General features: G+C 60.2%; 1 protein-coding gene. It reads left to right on the forward strand.

Translation table 11 applies throughout. The features are described from left to right. A partial coding sequence (locus ACF8O8_RS07750) for an immunoglobulin-like domain-containing protein (protein ID WP_392509473.1) occupies positions 1–989 on the forward strand: 989 nt, incomplete at both ends.

The following is a 989-nucleotide window of genomic DNA, read 5'->3' on the forward strand; positions in this document are numbered from 1 at the left end:
CCAGGCACTCCAGGCAACGAAGGCGATATCGTCAAAGTCACTATTACTGCTGACCAGACCTCGGTGGCCGAGAACGTCAAACCGACCTTCACCGTACATATCAACACCGCCTTGGCCCACGACCTGGTCGTGACCCTGAGCAACAACGCCCAGGTCACCATCAAGGCCGGCGAAACCAGCGCGCCGTACACCCACGACGCGCAAGGCGATGACGTCTACCAGGACGCTGGCCAGATCAGCCTGGGCATCAACTCGGCGGTGGACGCCACTGGCGCTGCGTTCGAAAACCTTGAGTTGGGCGGTGCTGCTTCGGTTCAAGTCACCGACACCCTCGACGAAGTGGTGGCCAAGCTGACTGCGACCCCTTCGGTCACCGAAGGCGGCGAGATCACCTACACCATCACGCTGACCAACAAAGACGGTCTGCCGATCAATAACCACTCGGAGCTGTACTTCAAGCTGACCGATGGCACTACTGTCGTCGTGGCAGCCAACAGCACCACCGGTTCGGCCACTGTAGCCGCCCCGGACAACGTCTATGTGGGCACTAACCAGCCGGTGGTCAATGCCATCGACGCGGTCAGCGGCGCAGATGCGTGGAAGTTTGAAAACCTGAACCTGGACAAGACCCCGGTCAGCACCGAGGTCACTGACGAGCCAGGCACTCCAGGCAACGAAGGCGATATCGTCAAAGTCACTATTACTGCTGACCAAACTTCGGTGGCCGAGAACGTCAAACCGACCTTCACCGTACATATCAACACCGCCTTGGCCCACGACCTGGTCGTGACCCTGAGCAACAACGCCCAGGTCACCATCAAGGCCGGCGAAACCAGCGCGCCGTACACCCACGACGCACAAGGCGATGACGTCTACCAGGACGCTGGCCAGATCAGCCTGGGTATCAACTCGGCAGTAGACGCCACTGGTGCTGCGTTCGAGAACCTTGAGCTGGGCGGTGCCGCTTCGGTTCAAGTCACCGACACCCT

The sequence above is a fragment of the Pseudomonas sp. TYF_14 genome (assembly GCF_043105275.1).
GTDB lineage: Bacteria > Pseudomonadota > Gammaproteobacteria > Pseudomonadales > Pseudomonadaceae > Aquipseudomonas > Aquipseudomonas alloputida.